The 17,273-nt window shown below is 66.0% G+C and carries 16 protein-coding genes; 10 read left to right on the plus strand and 6 right to left on the minus strand.

The genetic code is table 11. The features are described from left to right. Positions 1 to 7: 7 nt before the first annotated feature. The gene (acnA, locus tag ABIA40_RS29640) at positions 8 to 2,728 is read right to left on the minus strand and encodes an aconitate hydratase AcnA (RefSeq protein WP_036008823.1); all 2,721 of its coding nucleotides are present in this window, start codon (positions 2,726 to 2,728) and stop codon (positions 8 to 10) included. A 241-nt stretch (positions 2,729 to 2,969) separates the two neighbouring features. Here acnA and ccmA point away from each other — a divergent pair, with 241 nt between their 5' ends. The 5 genes from ccmA (at position 2,970) to ABIA40_RS29665 (ending at position 6,032) form a co-directional block, all read left to right on the plus strand. Next, complete coding sequence (ccmA, locus tag ABIA40_RS29645; RefSeq protein ID WP_404546395.1) at positions 2,970 to 3,572, plus strand: heme ABC exporter ATP-binding protein CcmA; 603 nt, start codon at positions 2,970 to 2,972, stop codon at positions 3,570 to 3,572. A gap of 154 nt (positions 3,573 to 3,726) precedes the next feature. Next, positions 3,727 to 4,395: a heme exporter protein CcmB gene (ccmB, locus tag ABIA40_RS29650; RefSeq protein WP_275503068.1), complete on the plus strand. Its 669-nt coding sequence runs from the start codon at positions 3,727 to 3,729 to the stop codon at positions 4,393 to 4,395. A gap of 91 nt (positions 4,396 to 4,486) precedes the next feature. Next, a complete protein-coding gene (locus ABIA40_RS29655; RefSeq protein WP_275503070.1) occupies positions 4,487 to 5,260 on the plus strand; it encodes a heme ABC transporter permease in 774 nt (257 codons plus the stop codon). After that, positions 5,257 to 5,442: a heme exporter protein CcmD gene (gene ccmD, locus ABIA40_RS29660; protein WP_036040763.1), complete on the plus strand. Its 186-nt coding sequence runs from the start codon at positions 5,257 to 5,259 to the stop codon at positions 5,440 to 5,442. The genes ABIA40_RS29655 and ccmD overlap by 4 nt, the downstream gene beginning before the upstream one ends. Continuing rightward, entirely contained in the window at positions 5,439 to 6,032 is a 594-nt protein-coding gene (locus ABIA40_RS29665; RefSeq protein ID WP_157286495.1) for a DsbE family thiol:disulfide interchange protein, read from the plus strand. Before ccmD ends, ABIA40_RS29665 begins: the two co-directional genes overlap by 4 nt. A 164-nt stretch (positions 6,033 to 6,196) precedes the next feature. Here ABIA40_RS29665 and ABIA40_RS29670 read toward each other — a convergent pair whose 3' ends face one another. Both ABIA40_RS29670 and ftsY read right to left on the minus strand, forming a co-directional pair. Next, positions 6,197 to 6,799, minus strand: a complete 603-nt coding sequence (locus tag ABIA40_RS29670) for a septation protein A (RefSeq protein WP_036008846.1) — start codon at positions 6,797 to 6,799, stop codon at positions 6,197 to 6,199. Positions 6,800 to 6,921: 122 nt separating this feature from the next. Then, positions 6,922 to 7,866, minus strand: a complete 945-nt coding sequence (gene ftsY, locus ABIA40_RS29675) for a signal recognition particle-docking protein FtsY (RefSeq protein ID WP_128265185.1) — start codon at positions 7,864 to 7,866, stop codon at positions 6,922 to 6,924. 57 nt (positions 7,867 to 7,923) lie between these two features. Between ftsY and ABIA40_RS29680 the strand changes: the two genes are divergently transcribed. Then, a complete protein-coding gene (locus tag ABIA40_RS29680) occupies positions 7,924 to 8,625 on the plus strand; it encodes an RluA family pseudouridine synthase (RefSeq protein WP_198399943.1) in 702 nt (233 codons plus the stop codon). 264 nt (positions 8,626 to 8,889) lie between these two features. Continuing rightward, positions 8,890 to 9,999, plus strand: a complete 1,110-nt coding sequence (locus tag ABIA40_RS29685; RefSeq protein WP_404544755.1) for a DUF2336 domain-containing protein — start codon at positions 8,890 to 8,892, stop codon at positions 9,997 to 9,999. A 139-nt stretch (positions 10,000 to 10,138) separates the two neighbouring features. Here ABIA40_RS29685 and mtaB read toward each other — a convergent pair whose 3' ends face one another. Together mtaB and dapF are read right to left on the minus strand one after the other, a co-directional pair. After that, complete coding sequence (gene mtaB / locus ABIA40_RS29690; protein ID WP_404544757.1) at positions 10,139 to 11,392, minus strand: tRNA (N(6)-L-threonylcarbamoyladenosine(37)-C(2))-methylthiotransferase MtaB; 1,254 nt, start codon at positions 11,390 to 11,392, stop codon at positions 10,139 to 10,141. Continuing rightward, entirely contained in the window at positions 11,392 to 12,267 is an 876-nt protein-coding gene (gene dapF / locus ABIA40_RS29695; RefSeq protein ID WP_057026575.1) for a diaminopimelate epimerase, read from the minus strand. Before dapF ends, mtaB begins: the two co-directional genes overlap by 1 nt. Before the next feature lie 245 nt (positions 12,268 to 12,512). Here dapF and ABIA40_RS29700 point away from each other — a divergent pair, with 245 nt between their 5' ends. Beyond that, positions 12,513 to 13,271 (plus strand): GyrI-like domain-containing protein, encoded by a 759-nt coding sequence (locus tag ABIA40_RS29700; protein ID WP_404544759.1) that lies wholly within the window; start codon positions 12,513 to 12,515, stop codon positions 13,269 to 13,271. A gap of 5 nt (positions 13,272 to 13,276) precedes the next feature. Continuing rightward, the gene (locus ABIA40_RS29705) at positions 13,277 to 13,981 is read left to right on the plus strand and encodes an SIMPL domain-containing protein (RefSeq protein WP_404544761.1); all 705 of its coding nucleotides are present in this window, start codon (positions 13,277 to 13,279) and stop codon (positions 13,979 to 13,981) included. A 154-nt stretch (positions 13,982 to 14,135) separates the two neighbouring features. Here ABIA40_RS29705 and ABIA40_RS29710 read toward each other — a convergent pair whose 3' ends face one another. Then, positions 14,136 to 15,200, minus strand: coding sequence for an MBL fold metallo-hydrolase (locus ABIA40_RS29710; RefSeq protein WP_404544763.1), 1,065 nt, complete (start codon positions 15,198 to 15,200; stop codon positions 14,136 to 14,138). 456 nt (positions 15,201 to 15,656) lie between these two features. Between ABIA40_RS29710 and ffh the strand changes: the two genes are divergently transcribed. Further along, positions 15,657 to 17,207: a signal recognition particle protein gene (gene ffh / locus ABIA40_RS29715; protein WP_404544764.1), complete on the plus strand. Its 1,551-nt coding sequence runs from the start codon at positions 15,657 to 15,659 to the stop codon at positions 17,205 to 17,207. The last annotated feature ends 66 nt before the right edge of the window (positions 17,208 to 17,273 follow it).

Consider the following 17,273-nt stretch of genomic DNA (forward strand, 5'->3'; position numbering starts at 1 on the left):
TCCGCGTTTACGCCGCGAGCTTGCGCAGCACGTAGTGCAGGATGCCGCCGTTACGGTAGTAGTCGAGCTCGTCCAGCGTATCGATGCGGCAGAGCAGCGAAACGCGCTGCAGCGAACCGTCGCCGGAGACGATCTCCGCGGTCAGCTTCTGGCGCGGCTTGAGGTCGCCGACGAGGCCGCGGATGGTCACCTTCTCGTCGCCCTTCAGCCCAAGCGACTGCCAGGAGGTGCCTTCCTCGAAGGTCAGCGGCAGCACGCCCATGCCGACCAGGTTGGAGCGATGGATGCGCTCGAAGCTCTGGCAGATCACGGCGCGCACGCCGAGCAGGCGCGTGCCCTTGGCGGCCCAGTCGCGCGAGGAGCCGTTGCCGTACTCGGCACCGGCGAACACCACCAGCGGCACCTTCTCTTCCTGGTACTTCATCGCGGCGTCGTAGATCGACATCTGCTCGCCGTCGGGCCAGTGCTTGGTCAGGCCGCCCTCGGGGATGTTTCCGTCCGCGCCCTTCAGCATGAAATTCTTGATGCGGATGTTGGCGAAGGTGCCGCGCATCATGACTTCATGGTTGCCGCGGCGCGTGCCGTACTGGTTGAAGTCGGCCGGACGCACCTGGTGTTCGCTGAGATATTTGCCGGCGGGCGAGGTGAGCTTGATCGAGCCGGCCGGCGAGATGTGGTCGGTGGTGATCTTGTCGCCGAACATGGCGAGGATGCGCGCCTCGACGATGTCGGTGACCGGCTCCGGCTCCTTCTTCATGCCTTCGAAGTAGGGCGGGTTCTGCACATAGGTCGAAGACATGTTCCAGCGATAGGTCTCGCTCTCGACCGTCTTGATCTTGCGCCAGTTGGTGTCGCCCTTGAACACGTCGGCGTACTTCTTCTTGAAGATCGACGCGGTCACGAACTTCTTCATGAAGGCGTTGATCTCCTTGGTCGTCGGCCAGATGTCCTTCAGGTACACCGGCTTGCCGTCCTTGCCCTCGCCGAGCGGCTCGGTGGCGAGGTTCTTGGTGACGCTGCCCGCGAGCGCGTAGGCGACCACCAGCGGCGGCGAGGCCAAATAGTTCGCCTGCACATCCGGCGAGACGCGGCCTTCGAAGTTGCGGTTGCCGGAGAGCACGGCGGCCGCGACGACGCCGTTGTCGTTGATCGACTTCGAGATCTCCTCGGGCAGCGGACCGGAATTGCCGATGCAGGTGGTGCAGCCGAAGCCGACCAGGTTGAATCCGACCTTGTCGAGATCGGGCTGCAGACCGGAATTGGCGAGATATTCCGCGACCACTTGGCTGCCCGGGGCGAGCGAGGTCTTCACCCACGGCTTGGCCTTGAGGCCCTTCGCAGCCGCATTGCGCGCGAGCAAGCCGGCGCCGATGAGCACGCTCGGGTTCGAGGTGTTGGTGCAGGAGGTAATGGCGGCGATCACAACGTCGCCATGGCCGATGTCGAAGTTCTTGCCTTCCACGGGGAAGCGCTTGGCCGGCTCCTCGGCCTTCTTGTACTCGCTGGCAAGCGCGAGCGAGAAGCCGTCGGCGACGGTCGGCAGCGCGATGCGGCCTTCGGGACGCTTCGGGCCGGCCATCGACGGCACGACGTCGCCGAGGTCGAGGGTCAGCGTCTCCGTGAACACGGGGTCGGGCGACTTGGCGGTGCGGAACAGGCCCTGGGCCTTGGCATAGGCCTGCACCAGCGCGACGCGGGCCGAGGCACGGCCGGAGGTCTTGAGATAATCGAGCGCGGCGGCATCGACCGGGAAGAAGCCGCAGGTCGCGCCGTATTCGGGCGCCATGTTGGCGATCGTCGCCTTGTCGGCGACCGAGAGGTGGTCGAGGCCAGGGCCGAAGAACTCGACGAACTTGCCGACCACGCCGAGCTTGCGCAGCATCTGCGTCACGGTGAGCACGAGGTCGGTCGCGGTGACGCCCTCCTTCAGCGCGCCCTTCAGCTTGAAGCCGACGACGTTGGGCAGCAGCATCGACAGCGGCTGGCCGAGCATGCAGGCTTCCGCCTCGATGCCGCCGACGCCCCAGCCGAGCACGGCAAGTCCGTTGACCATGGTGGTGTGCGAATCGGTGCCGACCAGCGAATCGGGATAGGCCACCTCGAAGGTGCCGGTCTTCTTGCCGACGGTCATCTTCTCCTTCTTGGTCCAGACCGTCTGGGCCAGATATTCGAGATTGACCTGGTGGCAGATGCCGGTGCCGGGCGGCACGACGGAGAAGTTCGAGAACGCCTTCTGGCCCCACTTCAGGAACTCGTAGCGCTCCTGGTTCTGCTTGTATTCCTCGGTGACGTTCTTGCCGAAGGCCTTGTTGTCGCCGAAGAAGTTCACGATCACAGAGTGGTCGATGACGAGGTCGACGGGCACCAAGGGGTTGATCTTCTCAGGCTCGCCGCCGAGCTTCTGCATCGCGTTGCGCATCGCGGCAAGATCGACCACCGCGGGCACGCCGGTGAAGTCCTGCATCAGCACCCGCGCCGGGCGGAAGGCGATCTCATGCTCCAGCGACTTCTTGCGCAGCCATTTCGAGACCGCGACGATGTCTTCCTTCTTGACCGAGCGGCCGTCCTCGTTGCGCAGCAAATTCTCGAGCAGGACCTTCATCGAATAGGGAAGTTTCGAAATTCCCTTCAGACCATTCTTCTCGGCGGTGGGCAGGCTGTAATAGACATAGGTCTTGGCGCCGACCTTGAGAGTCTTTTTGCATTTGAAGCTGTCGAGCGAGGTCATGTAGGAGATCCCAATTGCTAGTTATACGCGGCAGGGTATTTTAACACCGTCAGCGCATCAGGCTGGGCCGCTTGCAGGGGCAGGTTGAGTTGCTGCATCAAGTAGTTCCGGGCTTATAGAAGCTTTCTAACCGCGCCGCCACAGCCACTATCGTGCCGCAGCAATTCGCGAGCCAAAAATTCCCATGCGCTACCCCAAGATTTCCTGAGGCCCGGCTGTGAACGGACTGAACCAAGGCGACATGCGGCTGTCAGGTCACGGGCTGAGATGCGTGCGGGGCGGGCGCGAGGTGTTCGCCGGGCTCGATTTCGCGGCCGGGTCGGGCGAGGCCGTCGCGGTGATGGGGCGCAATGGATCAGGCAAGACCTCGCTGCTGCGGCTGATCGCGGGCCTGCTCGTTCCGGCCGGCGGGACGATCACGCTGAAGGGGGGCGATGGCGAGCTGACCCTGGCGGAGCAGTGCCACTATCTGGGCCATCGCGATGCCCTGAAGCCGGCGCTGAGCGTGGCCGAGAACCTGGCGTTTTGGGCCGATTTTCTCGGCGGGGAGCGTTTCGACGCGGCCGAGAGCCTCGCCAAGGTGGGCCTCGACCACGCCACCCATCTGCCCGCCGGATTCCTGTCCGCGGGACAGCGCCGCCGGCTGTCGCTGGCGCGGCTGCTGACCGTCCGCCGCCCGGTCTGGCTCTTGGACGAGCCGACCAATGCGCTTGATGTCGCCGGTCAGGACATGTTCGCGGGCCTGATGCGCGAGCATCTGGCCGCCGGCGGCATGATCGTCGCGGCGACGCATGCCCCGCTCGGGATCGAATCGCGGGAGCTGCGGATCGGGGGAGTGGCGTGATGCGAGCCGACCCTCAGCTTTCCGAGCGGCCGGGCGCCGCCCGCTCCGTTGACTCCCTTCAGCTTGCCGCAGCGATCCATCTCGGGCCCGGCACCCAGGCGCCGCCGCGGGCTCCCTTGCCTCTCCCGCTCTTGAGGCACAAGGGGAGCCCCCCATGACCGCCCTTGCCGCCCTCGTCCGCCGGGACATCCGCATCGCGCTCCGCGTCGGCGGCGGAGCCTTGATTGGCGTCTTGTTCTTTCTGACCGTGGTGGTGCTGATGCCGTTCGCGGTCGGGCCGGATCTGGCGCTGCTGTCGCGGCTGGGACCTGCGATCCTCTGGCTCGGCGCCCTCCTAGCCAGCCTGCTGACCCTCGACCGGCTGTTCATGGCCGACCATGAGGACGGCTCGCTCGACCTGATCACGATGAGCCGGACGCCGCTGGAACTCGCCTGCGCCGCCAAGGCGCTGGCGCATTGGCTCGCCGCCGGCCTGCCGCTGATTGTCGCAACCCCCGTGCTCGGCCTGTTGCTCAACCTCGACATGATCGCCACGGCTGCGGTGGCGCTGACGTTGCTAGCGGGCACTCCGGCGCTGACCTTCACCGGCATGATCGGCGCGGCGCTGGCGGTGACGCTGCATCGCGGCGGGCTGTTGATGGCGGTGCTGGTGCTGCCGCTGTCAATTCCCGTGCTGATTTTCGGGGTTGCGGCCTCGCAGGCGGTGATCGTCGGCCCGATGACCTTCGGCGCGCCGTTCTCGATCCTGTGCGCGCTGTCGCTGGTCAGCCTCGTGATCGGCCCGTTCGCGGCCGCAGCGAGCCTGCGGCATGGTCTCGATTGAAATGGACCGGGCCGACCTTGACCCCGATCAACTTTCGCGACGGGCTTTCGTGTTGATTGCCTGAGCGGCCCCCGGTGATTATCAGGATACCATGACGCTGATCGACCTCGCCAACCCCACGCGGTTCCTCGCGCTGACAGCGCGGATGTTGCCGTGGCTGGCGGCCGCGACAATCATCCTGCTCACGATCGGTCTCTATCAAGCTGCGCTCGCGCCCGACGACTATCAGCAGGGCGCGACCGTCAAGATCATGTTCGTCCACGTGCCCAATGCCTGGCTGTCGATGTTCGTGTGGGGCGTGATGAGCATCGCATCGTTGGGCACGCTGGTGTGGCGGCATCCGCTCGCCGACGTCGCCGCCAAGGCCGCAGCTCCGATCGGCGCCGCCTTCACCTTCCTCGCGTTGCTCACGGGCTCGCTCTGGGGCCGGCCGATGTGGGGCACCTATTGGGAGTGGGACGCGCGGCTGACCTCGGTGCTGATCCTGTTCCTGATGTATCTGGGCCTGATGGCGCTGTGGCGCGCCGTCGACGATCCCTCGCGTGCGGCGCGCGCCGCCGCGGTGCTGACCCTGGTCGGCGCGATCAACCTGCCGATCATCAAGTTCTCGGTCGATTGGTGGAACACGCTGCACCAGCCCGCCTCGGTGATGCGCATGGGCGGCTCGGCGCTGGACAAGTCGTTCCTGATTCCGCTGCTGGTGATGGCGCTCGCCTTCACGCTGCTGTTCGTCACGCTGCATCTGGCCGCGATGCGCAACGAGATTTTGCGCCGCCGTGTCCGCTCGCTGCAGATGATGCAGGCCAGTCGCATGGCGTTCTCGAGCGGAGTAGAAAACGCGTCAAAAGAAGCTGGGGCTGCATGACGATGTCGCTCGGTCCTTATGCCTCTTTCATCGTGGCGTCTTACGCAGCTGTCGCCCTCGTGGTTGCGATCCTGATCGGCTGGGTCATGCTCGATTATCGCAGCCAGACGCAGCGCCTACGCGAGCTGGAACAGCGCGGCATCACCCGCCGGTCGGGCCGCAGCGCGACGGAGCCGCGATGAGCGATCAACCTGCCTCCGCTCCGCAGCAGCGCCGCACCTTCCTGGTGGTGCTGCCGCTGATCGTCTTCATCGGCCTGGCGCTTTTGTTCTGGTTCCGGCTCGGCAGCGGCGATCCCTCGCGGATTCCCTCGGCGCTGATCGGCCGGCCCGCACCGCAGACCGTGCTGCCGCCGCTCCAGGGGCTGCAGGACAACGGCACGCAGGTGCCGGGACTCGATCCCGCCGCCTTCAAGGGCAAGGTCAGCCTCGTCAACGTCTGGGCGTCCTGGTGCGTGCCGTGCCATGACGAAGCGCCGCTTTTGACCGAAATGGCAAAGGACAAGCGCTTCCAGCTGGTCGGCATCAACTACAAGGACGCCGCCGACAATGCGCGGCGCTTCCTCGGCCGCTACGGCAACCCGTTCGGCCATGTCGGCGTGGACGCCAACGGCCGCGCCTCGATCGAATGGGGCGTCTATGGCGTGCCGGAGACCTTCGTCGTCGGGCGCGAGGGCACCATCGTCTACAAGCTGGTCGGGCCGATCACGCCGCAAAATCTCAAGGCCGTGCTGATGCCGGAGCTGGAGAAGGCGCTGAAGGCAGGAAGCTGATGCCGCGCTCGTACCACACGCTCAACTGTCATCGCCCGACTTGATCGGGCGATCCAGTATTCCAGAGACGCCAGCGTATACGGAGAAGCTGCGGCGTACTGGATGCCCCGGTCAAGCCGGGGCATGACAGCGGTATGTGGAGCGGCGCTTCGCCTGTCCTTCGCCTATCCCTTGCTCACATCCCCCGCCTCGGCCTCGCTTCTCTCCAGCGAGACCGGAGCGAGATGATAGCGCTTGGTCAGCGGCATCTGGGCGATGGCGAAGATCATCGTGATCGGAGTGACGCCGAATACCTTGAAGTTCACCCAGAAATCCGTGCTCTGGGTGCGCCAGACGATCTCGTTCAGCACCGCCATTCCGGCGAAGAACAGCGCCCAGCGCAAGGTGAGGATGCGCCAGCCCTGCGGCGTCAGGTTGAAAACCTGGTCGAACATGACGGCGATGAAGGAGCGGCCGAACAACAGGCCGCCGCCGAGGATCGCGGCGAACAGGCCGTAGATGATGGTCGGCTTGACCTTGATGAAGGTCTCGTCGTGCAGCACCAGGGTCAGCGTGCCGAACACCAGCACGATCACGCCCGTGACGATCGCCATGATCGGGATGTGGCGCGTCACAATGTAGGAGGCGGCCATCGCGACCGCGATGGCCACCATGAAGGCGCCAGTCGCCGCGAACAGATTGAACTTCGCGTTGACGAAGAAGAACACGAGCAGCGGACCGAGCTCGGTCGCGAGCTTGAACAGCGGATGCGGCTGGGTCTTGTCCATTCTCTCTTCCGTATCTCCCATCCTTCGAGACGACCGCTTCGCGGTCTCCTCAGGATGAGGACCTCATGTGTGGCACGACCTCATCCTGAGGAGCCGCGCAAGCGGCGTCTCGAAGGATGACGCTATTCGATTCCGGCGATGGCGCGGGCGAAGTCGCGCGCGGTGAAGGGCGCGAGATCGTCGACGCCTTCGCCGACGCCGATGAAGTGCACCGGCAGCTTGAACTTCTCCGCGAGCGCCACCAGGATGCCGCCGCGCGCGGTGCCGTCGAGCTTGGTCATCACGAGGCCGGTGACCCCGGCGGTGCGATGGAAGGCCTCGACCTGCGACAGCGCATTCTGGCCGACGGTCGCATCCAGCACCAGCAGCACGGCATGCGGCGCAGTGTCATCCACCTTGCGGATCACGCGCACGACCTTCTCGAGCTCGTTCATCAGCTCGGCCTTGTTCTGCAAGCGGCCGGCGGTGTCGATCAGCAGCACGTCAATCGCCTGCTCCTTCGCCGCGGTGAGCGCGTTGAAGGCGAGGCTTGCGGAATCCGAGCCCTGCGCACCTGCGATGACGGGCGTCTTCGTCCGCTCGCCCCAGACCTTGAGCTGCTCGATGGCGGCGGCGCGAAACGTGTCGCCGGCGGCCAGCATCACCTTGCGGCCTTCGGAGGCGAATTTCTGCGACAGCTTGCCGATCGTGGTGGTCTTGCCGGAACCGTTGACGCCGACGACGAGAATGACGAACGGCTTCTTGGCCGCATCGATCACGAGCGGTTTTGCCACCGGCGACAGCACCTTCTCGACCTCGGTGGCGACGACGTCCTTGACCTCGTCCGCCGAGATCGCCTTGTCGTAGCGGCCGGTGCCGACGGCATCGGCAATGCGCACCGCGACTGACGTGCCGAGGTCGGCGCGCAGCAGCACGTCCTCGATGTCGTCGAGCATGGCGCGGTCGAGCTTGCGCTTGGTGACGAGGTCGGCGACCGCGGTCCCGAGCGAGGACGAGGTGCGCTTCAGCCCGTTGGACAGGCGGCGCCACCAGCTCAGCTTGGGGGTCTCGGAGGTGGTATCGTTCATGGTGGCGTGTTAGCCGTTCCGGCCCGTAAACGAAAGCCTTGACCGAAAGTCCTGCGATTGCTCGATGTTCCCCAATTGACCGCCGATGAGATCTTGGCCCGCGTGCTCCATCGCGACGGCCTGATGCTGGTCATCGACAAGCCTGCCGGCCTGCCGGTGCATCGCGGCCCGAAGGGCGGCCCTAATCTGGAGGATTGCTTCGATGCGCTGCGTTTCGGCCTGCCGCGGCCGCCGGTGCTGGCCCACCGGCTGGACAAGGACACCTCGGGCTGCCTCGTGCTCGGCCGCCACCGCAAGGCGACGGCATCGCTGGGCCTTTTGTTCAAGCACGGCAAGATCGGCAAGACGTACTGGACCGTGGTCGAGGGCGGGCCTGCCGAGGATGAAGGCACCATCGACATGCCGCTCGGCCGGCTCAATGCCGAGCGCGGCTGGTGGCAGAAACCGGATCCCGAAGGCCAGAAGGCGATTACGAACTGGAAGGTGATGGGCCGGGGCGACGGTTTCACCTGGCTTGCCATGGAACCGGTGACCGGCCGGACCCATCAATTGCGGGTACATGCGGCCGCGAGCGGCTGGCCGATCTTCGGCGATAACATTTACGGCAACGGTCCGCGCTTCGGCGAGCCGCGCCTGCACCTGCATTCGCGCGAGATCGTGGTGCCGATCTCCCGGAACAAGGAGCCCGTCCGCGTCGTGGCGCCGGCCCCGCCGCATATGCATGAGAAGCTTCGGGCCTGCGGGTGGAACGGGGAGTAGGTGCCGTTCACCGCTCCCGCTTGCGGGAGAGGTCGCGCCGAAGGCGCGGGTGAGGGTTCTATCCTCTAGGGGATTGTCCCGTTGTGGAGACACCCTCTCCCCAGCCCTCCCCGCAGGCGGGGGAGGGAGCGCACCGCATTCGTGGCGGCATCTCGCTCAACGACCGCATCCCGACCATGGTTTACGAAACCTTCAGCGCTCGCCTCTAATGATAACGGTTGCTTAGAACAAGCTTCCGTAACCGCTCAGGACGAGCCGCGCGTGATGACCAGGGACGGGCTATCGATCATCGACGAGGTCGAATCCGCACTGCGGATCGGCTCGCCGGAAAAGGGCCTGGAGACGGCCAGGCGCGTCACCGAGCTGTTCCTTTCCTCCGCCGGCAATTTCGACGACGAGCAGATCGCGCTGTTCGACGACGTGCTCGAGCGCCTGATCGGCACCATCGAGCTGCGCGCCATCGCCGATGTGGCAGCGCGCGTGGCGCTGGCCGAGATCAGCGCGCAGCTGGCGCCGATCGCGCAGGCGCCGCCGTCGGTGATCCGCCGCCTCGCCAACAATGACGAGATCCGCATCGCCGGCCCCGTGCTGCAGGAATCTGCGCGCCTCGATGACGGCGAGCTGGTGAAGATCGCATCAGCTAAGGGCGAGCCGCATCTGCTCGCGGTCGCCGGCCGCTGGTGGCTGAAGGAGATCGTCACCGACGCGCTGCTGGCGCGCCGCTATTCCAACGTCAGCCGGCGGCTCGCCGCCAATCCCGGCGCCCGCGTCTCCGCAAAGGGATTTGCCATCATCGTCGGCCAGGCCGAAAGCGATCCGGAGCTCGCGGTCAGCGTCGGCGTCCGCGTCGACTTGCCCTCGGAGCTGCGTCGCCAATTGCTGCGCTCGGCGACGGACGCCGTGCGCACCCGCCTGTTGTCGCGCGCCCCGCCGCATCTGTTCGAGGAGATCCAGAGCGCGATCGCCGCCGTCACCATCGGCGCCGAGCGCGAAATGTCGGCGGTGCGCGATTTCGAGGGTGCCAAGCGCGCCATTGCCGGCCTGAAGGCTACCGGCCAGCTCAACGAGGCGACGTTGCTCGGCTTCGCCAGACAGCGGCGCTATGAGGAGACGGTGGCGGCGCTGGCGGCGTTGTCGGGGTCGACGGTCGAGGTGATCCGTCCGCTGATGCAGAGTCTGCGCGAGGACGGCCTGCTGGTGCCGTGCAAGGCCGCACAGCTCAGCTGGGAAACGACCAAGGCCGTGCTCGAATGCCGCTTCGCCACAGGCGCGATGAAGCCCGCGGACATCGCGAGGACACAGGGGCATTTTGTGAGGATGACGGCGGAGAACGCCAAGCGGACGCTGCGATTCTGGCAGGTCAGGGCGTCGTAAACTTTTTAAGGTCCTCTGCGCACCACTCCACGGTGTCATCCCCCGCGAAGGCGGGGGATCCAGTATTCCAGAGACGTTGGTGGGTACGGATAAGCCGCGGTGTACTGGGGCGCCCGGTCAAGCCGGGCGACGACACCGACTATGTGGTGAGCCGCTCGCCATCAACGCCGGCAATCAATCGTGGCACGATGCTTCCCACCCGCTCGCCCGCAATCGCCACCGGCAGATAATGCTCCGTGCGGCCCTGCCCCTCGCTCTCGATCAGCACCTCGCGCATCGTGCCGATCTCGGCTTGCAGGCGCTGCTGCAGCGCCGCCTCTCCTACCGCGCGCAGCCGCTTCGCACGCTCTTTAATGACCGGCCCCGCCACCTGCGGCATCCGCGCGGCCGGCGTGCCGGGCCGCGGCGAATAAGGGAAGACGTGCAGGAAGGTCAGGCCGCATTGCTCGACGAGGTCGAGCGAGCGCGAGAACATGTGCTCGGTCTCGGTCGGGAAGCCCGCGATGATGTCGGCGCCGAAGACGACATCGGGGCGCAGGCGGCGGACCTGCTCGCAGAAGCCAATCGCATCCTGCCGCGAATGCCGCCGCTTCATGCGCTTCAGGATCATGTCATCGCCCGACTGCAGCGACAGGTGCAGGTGCGGCATCAGGCGCGCATCCTCCGCGATGGCATCGAGCAGGTCGTCATCCGCCTCGATCGAATCGATCGAGGAGATGCGCAGGCGCTTGAGCTCGGGCACATGGCGCAGGATCTGCTTGGTCAGCCTGCCGAGCCTGGGCGCGCCGGGCAGGTCCGCACCATAGCTGGTGAGATCGACGCCGGTCAGCACGATCTCGGCATGGCCGCGCTCGACCAGGGTGCGCACCTGCTCGACCACCGCGCCCATCGGCACCGAGCGCGAATTGCCGCGGCCGAACGGGATGATGCAGAAGGTGCAGCGATGATCGCAACCGTTCTGCACCTGCACGAACACGCGCGGCAGGCCGCTCGCATAGCCATCGACGAGATGCGGTGCCATCTCCTTCACGCCCATGATGTCGCTGACGGCGATCTTCTCGCTGGCGCCAAGATCGAAAGCGTGGCGCGTCTCCCGCCACGCCGCGCCGCGCATCTTGTCGTCATTGCCGACGACGCGGTCGACCTCGGCCATGTCGGCGAACATCGCAGCCTGCGTCTGCGCCGCGCAGCCGGTGACGACGATGCGCGCCTCGGGGCGCTCGCGCTTCAGCTTGCGGATCGACTGGCGCGCCTGCGCCACCGCCTCGTTGGTGACGGCGCAACTGTTGATGACGATGGTGTCGGAAAGACCCGCGGCTTCCGCTTTGCTGCGGATCACCTCGGCCTCGAAGGCGTTGAGGCGGCAGCCGAAGGTGACGATGTCGACGGCCATCAGGCGACCGGCGCGAACAGCGCCGGATCGAAGCTGCCCTCATATTCGAAGGTCGCGGTGCCCGTCATCAGCACGTGATCGTCGCGCTCGCGCCATTCGATGCCGAGCTTGCCGCCGGGCAAGGTGATCTCGACCTTGCGCTCGGCGCGCTTCAGCCGCGCGGCGGCGACCGCCGTGGCACAGGCCGCCGACCCGCACGCCTTGGTCAGGCCGGCGCCGCGCTCCCAGGTGCGGATCGTGATGTGCTCGCGATCGACGATATGGGCGAGCGTGATGTTGGCGCGCTCGGGGAAGATCGGATGGTTTTCCAAGAGCGGACCGAAGCGGCCCAGATCGTAGGCGTTGACGTCGTCGACCCAGAACACCGCGTGCGGATTGCCCATGCTCACCACTGAGGGCGAATGCAGAATGGGATTGTCGATCGGCCCGATCTGCAATTCGATGTAGCGGGTGTCGCGAAACTCTTCCGCCAGCGGAATGTCCTGCCAGCCGAATTTCGGCGCGCCCATATCCACTGTGTAGAGGTCGGGCGCCGGACCCTGCCAGGCATTGAGCAGGCCGGCGGCCGTCTCGAAGGTCGCGGTGGTCTGCCCGGTCTTCTCGAAGATGCGGCGCACGACGCAGCGCATGCCGTTGCCGCAGGCACCGGCCTCCGAGCCGTCGTTGTTGTAGATGCTGATGAAGGCCTCGGTGCCGTCGAGCCGCGGCCTCGAGAGCACCATGAGCTGGTCGTAAGCCACGCCGCCGTTCGCGGACGCGACGGCGCGGGCATCGTCCGGCGTGACCTTGGCCGCCGAATCGCGCAAGTCGACAACGACGATCTCGTTGCCGATGCCGTTCATCTTGGCAAATGCGTGGTTGGCCAGCGCGCTCATGAAAATTCCCGAATTTCGCCTGCCTTATATGGCGATCCTCGGCCGCTTGGCCAGTGATTTGCCACCCGAGCCGGCACATCGGGCAAGGTGCCTGCCATGACGCATCTGTCATGGGACGAATTCGGCGCTCGCGTGTTAGAACGGCGCGGTTCGCGCGAACCGGGACGCGCGGCCGGGTTAAGGCCTTGGTGGGTAAGGCCTTGATGAATTGAGGCCCCGACGAAGCGGGCCTCGGGGAGAATAAAATGAACACTTTTCGTCGCCTCGCTTTGGCCGCGCTGATCCCGGCTGCGGCCTTGTCGCATGGGCTGTCAGGCGCTCTGGCGCAGACCGCGAGCCCGGCGCCGGCCGCATCGGCAAGTCCCTCGCCGGCCCCGTCGGCTTCGCCCGCCCCGGCTGCAAGTGCCTCGCCCGCCCCCGCGGCCACCCCCTCGCCTGCGGCGAGCGCCTCACCCGCTCCTGCAGCATCGCCAGCGCCCGCCGCCAGCGCCTCGCCCAGCCCGCCGCCGGCCGCCGCCGCGACCCCCGCCCCGGTTCAGACCGCCGATCCCTTTGGCCTCGAGACCACGCTCGAGTCGAAAAAGGTCGTGATGGTCAAGGGCACCGCCAATTGGGACTCCGCCTTCGACACGCTGATCGACGCCTTCAAGGCGTTGAACACGCTGCTCGACAAGCAGGGCATCAAGCCATCGGGCAATTCGATGATCGTCTACACCTCGACGGACGATACCGGCTTCACCTTTCTTGCCCAGATCCCGGTCGATCAGGACCCGAAGAACCTGTCCAAGGACTTGAGCATCGGCAAATCGCCAGAAGGCAAGGCGCTGAAATTCGTCCATCGCGGCTCCTACGACAACATGGACAATACGTATGAGGCGATCACCAATCATCTCGACGACAAGAGGCTGGAAGCCAAGGACACCTTTATCGAGGAGTACCTCACCGATCCCCTAAAGACCTCCGAGGACAAGCTCGTGATCAATGTTTTCGTGCCACTGAAGTGAGACTGATGAAAAAGCCTGCCCTACTTGCCGCCGTCCTCGCCACCACACTGCTCGCCGCGCCCGCGCGCGCCGAGGATTTTCCCTCCGCGATCTCGGTGAGCGGCGAAGCCTCCGTGTCCGCGGCGCCGGATCTCGCGCAAATCGATGCCGGCGTCGCCAACGACGCCAAGACAGCGAAAGAGGCTTCCGATGCCAACAACGCCGCGATGGGCAAGGTGCTGCTGGCGCTGAAGAGCGCAGGCATCGCCGAGAAGGACTACCAGACCTCGCGGCTGTCGCTGCAGCCGCAATACGGCCAGAACAAATCCACCGGCGCCTCGCCAGTCGTCGGCTTCCGCGCGAGCAACCGCGTCACCGTCAAGATCCGCGACGTGACCAAGGTGGCCGGCATCATCGATACGCTGGTCAGCGCCGGCGCCAACGACATCGGCAACATCTCCTTCGAGGTGACGCAGGCGTCAAAGCTGCTCGATGATGCGCGCGAACAGGCTGTGGCGGATGCGCGGCGCAAGGCGGAGATTTACGCCAAGGCGGCCGGCGTGACGCTGGGCGCGCCGCTCAGCGTCACCGAGGGCGGCGGCCCGGTGCCGCTGTTCAAGGGCCGCATGGCCGAACGGATGGCCGCAGCCCCACAGGCCGCAGTCGCACCGGGCGAGGAGACGCTGACGGTGACAGTGAATGTGAGCTGGGCGATCAAGCAGGGGCAGTAAGTCCCGTGTCCCGGACGCGCTGCGGCACGCAGTGACGCTGCGCAGAGCCGGGACCCAGAAAATTGCACGGTTCGGCGACATGGGCCCCGGCTCTGCAGCGCATCACTGACGTGCTGCGCTGCGTCCGGGGCACGAGCGGTATGCTTGGCGAGACCTAAATCTCCACCACCTGCCCCGGCAGCATCGCCACGAACCGCTCCTGCGGGATCTTCGCTGCAGCGAGCGCTTCGACCAGCGCTTTCGCCGGCGCATCGATGGCCTCGTCCGTCAGCTGGAACGTGCCGTGATGATGGCCGAGCGCTTGCTCGGCGCCGCAATCGGCCAGCGCCTTCACGGCGTCTTCCGGGTTCATGTGCTGGTCGCGCATGAACCAGCGCGGCTCGTAGGCGCCGATCGGGAGGATGGCGAGGCGCAGCTTGCCGTGCTTCTCGGCGACGCGGCGGAAATGGCGGCCATCGCCATAGCCGGAATCGCAGACCACGTAGATCTTCCCGGCCGGCGTCTCCAGGACAAAGCTCGCCCACAGCGCCTTGTTGCGGTCGAACAGGCCGCGCGCGGTCCAGTGCCTTGTCGGCACCAGATGCACCGCGACGCCTTCGCCGAGCTCGACGCGATCGTGCCAATCGAACGCTTCGACCTTGATCGTGGAATCCCAGCTGCGCATGGTGACGTCGTTGCCGAGCGGGGTGACCACGCGCGGGGCGAAATTCTTGGTGAGCCGCGACAGCGTCGCGATGTCGAGATGGTCGTAGTGGCCGTGCGAGACCAGCACGACGTCGATCTTCGGCAGCTTCTCGAAGGCAATACCCGGGTCGTTGTGCCGCTTCGGCCCGGCGAAGGCGACCGGCGAGACCCGCTCGGACCAGACCGGATCGACCAGGATGTTGAGGCCCCCGGCCTGGATCAGCCAGCTGGCGTGACCGACGAAGGAGAGCCGCACCTTGTCGCCATCGACACGCGCCGGCGGGGTGTCGGCATGGGGGCTCGGCGCCCAATCCGGCCAGGTCGCCCGCTGCCGCTTGCCGCCGAGCTGCCAGCGCAGCACCTCGCGCAGCGATTTCGGCGGCGACCCGTCCGGATCGAAGAAGGTCATGCCGTCGAAATGGTCGGAGGCGGGACCGTCATAGGTTTTCATGCGGGACATCCAGAGGGAGGAGACGCCGACCAGCGCACCGGCTCCGGCAAGCAATCCGAAAAGGCGGCGGCGGGTGACTCGCACGGCGGGCTTCTAGCGATGGTCGGAGGGATAAGACATCACCGCCTATATGGGCGGGGCTGGCGGAAAAGGAACCTGCGACAAAAGGATCACGTTTTCAAAACCTTGGCTTACCAAGGGCGGGCCGACACCCTAACTTTCCTTGACTTTTGAGCGGGAGCGGCGTTTAACCCCGCCACTTTCTCGGAAAGGCTTTCTTTTCGACCCGCCGACCGGCCTTAGGGCCGGAGGTCAACGCCCGACAGCGCTGTGCGCCCTCGGGCGCAAAGGTGTTTGGAAGATCGCTTATCCAAGGAAGTGGTCATCGCCCGACTTGATCAGGCGATCCAGTATTCCAGGGGCGGCTCGGCTGGAACCGAGGTGCCGCGGCGTACTGGATGCCCCGGTCAAGCCGGGGCATGACAGCGGTGAGTAACGGAGCGCTCTTCCCGTCGGGAAGACAGCAACAGGACAAGGGCATTGTTCGACAATCTGTCGGAACGGCTTGGTGGCATTCTCGATCGTCTGACGGGGCGCGGTGCGCTGACCGAAAAGGACGTCGACGCCGCGATGCGCGAGGTGCGCCGCGCGCTGCTGGAGGCCGACGTCGCGCTCGAAGTGGTCCGCAGCTTCACCGAGCGCGTGCGCGAGCAGGCGATCGGCGCAACCGTCGTCAAGTCGGTCACCCCCGGCCAGATGGTGGTCAAGATCGTCCATGACGAGCTGGTCAACACACTCGGCAGCGAAGGCCAGACCATCGACGTCAATTCCGTGCCGCCGGTGCCGATCATGATGGTCGGCCTGCAGGGCTCCGGCAAGACCACCACCACCGCAAAGCTCGCCCGCCGTCTGGTCCAGCGCGACAAGCGCAAGGTGCTGATGGCCTCGCTCGACGTCTACCGTCCGGCGGCGATGGAGCAGCTGGCCGTGCTCGGCCGCGACCTCGATATTCCCACTTTGCCAATCGTGGCGGGACAGCAGCCGCCGCAAATTGCAAAACGCGCGCTGGAAGCCGGCAAGCTCGGCGGCTACGACATCGTGCTGCTCGACACCGCCGGCCGCACCACGCTCGACCAAGAGATGATGGCGGAAGCGGCCGCGATCAAAGCCGCGGCCAATCCGCACGAGGTGCTGCTGGTGGCGGACTCGCTCACCGGCCAGGACGCCGTGAACCTCGCGCGCTCGTTCGACCAGCGCGTCGGCCTCACCGGCATCGTGCTCACACGCGTTGACGGCGACGGCCGCGGCGGCGCCGCGCTGTCGATGCGCGCCGTCACCGGCAAGCCGATCAAGCTGATCGGCACCGGCGAAAAGACCGACGCGCTGGAGGACTTCCACCCCGATCGTATCGCCGGCCGCATCCTCGGCATGGGCGACGTGGTCTCGCTGGTCGAGCGCGCCGCCGCCAATATCGACGCCGAAAAGGCCGCGCGCACCGCCGAGCGCATGCGCAAGGGTCAGTTCGACCTCAACGACATGCGCGAGCAGCTGCTGCAGATGGCCAATATGGGCGGCATCAGTGGGCTGATGGGCATGATGCCCGGCATCTCCAAGATGAAGAACCAGATCGCGGCCGCCGGCATCGACGACAAGATCCTGAAGCGCCAGGTCGCGATCATCGATTCCATGACGCGCGAGGAGCGCCGTCATCCTGACCTGTTGAAAGCCAGCCGCAAGAAGCGCATCGCGGCCGGCAGCGGCCAGAGCGTCGAGCACGTCAACAAGCTGCTGAAGATGCACCGGAACATGGCCGACGTGATGAAGGCCATGGGCTCGGGCAAGCGCGGCCCGCTCGCAGGCATCGCGCAGGCGATGGGCTTTGGCGGCGGCATGAAGATGCCCTCGCCCGAAGAGATGAAGGCGCTGCAAGAGAAGATGCAAGGCGCGGGCGGCGGACAAGGCCTGCCGAATCTGCCGAAGGATCTGCCGCCCGGTCTTCGCTCGGGCCTACCGAATTTGCCGGGACTTACGGGCCTCAGCGGCAAGCCGACCCTGCCCGGGCTCGGCGGCTTTCCCGGCAAGAAGAAATGAGGAATTCGTCGCACGGGATCATCAGCATCTCGCGCGGCGCGGAAATACCAATCAACCGAACAAAAC

This window comes from Bradyrhizobium sp. USDA 223 (assembly GCF_044909005.1).
Lineage (GTDB): Bacteria > Pseudomonadota > Alphaproteobacteria > Rhizobiales > Xanthobacteraceae > Bradyrhizobium > Bradyrhizobium yuanmingense.